At 49.3% G+C, this 606-nt stretch carries 1 protein-coding gene; it reads left to right on the top strand.

Annotated elements, in window-relative coordinates:
* On the top strand, positions 1-594 hold a 594-nt coding region (locus IDAT_RS12820; RefSeq protein WP_034734442.1), incomplete at its 5' end, for an FAD-dependent oxidoreductase.
* Positions 595-606 lie beyond the last annotated feature (12 nt).

Below are 606 nucleotides of genomic sequence, written 5' to 3'. Positions count from 1 at the left end.
ACGCCCAATACGGAAAACCTCGATTTAAAAACCATCGGTGTACAAACTGAACGCGGTACAATAACGATTAACGAGCGCATGCAAACCTCTAACTCAAGAGTATATGCGGCAGGCGACTGTACGAATCAGCCGCAGTTTGTCTATGTCGCCGCCGCAGGCGGCAGCCGAGCCGCTATTAACATGACGGGCGGTGATGCGCATCTTGATCTCAGTGCAATGCCCGAGGTTATCTTTACTGATCCACAAGTCGCCACGGTGGGTTTATCAGAAGCTGATGCTAAAACTGGTGGTTACGTCACCGAAAGCCGCACGTTGGGCCTTGAAAATGTCCCACGGGCATTGGTTAACTTCAATACCCAAGGGTTTATAAAAATTGTCGCAGAGAGTGGCAGCGGCCGACTGCTCGGTGTTCAAGTCGTCGCAGGAGAAGCCGGTGAGTTGATTCAAGCTGCTGTAATGGCGATAAGAGCAGGAATGACAGTCAATGAGTTGGCTGATGAGCTCTTCCCATACCTTACGATGGTAGAAGGCTTAAAATTATGCGCTCAAACGTTTACTAAAGATGTTAGCCAATTATCTTGCTGCGCTGGGTGAGATAACCTAGCT

The sequence above is a fragment of the Pseudidiomarina atlantica genome, from assembly GCF_000753735.1.
In the GTDB taxonomy this organism is placed as follows: Bacteria; Pseudomonadota; Gammaproteobacteria; order Enterobacterales; family Alteromonadaceae; genus Pseudidiomarina; species Pseudidiomarina atlantica.
The sequence above is the reverse complement of the archived record's forward strand: the minus strand, read 5'-3'. Positions and strand labels throughout refer to the sequence as shown.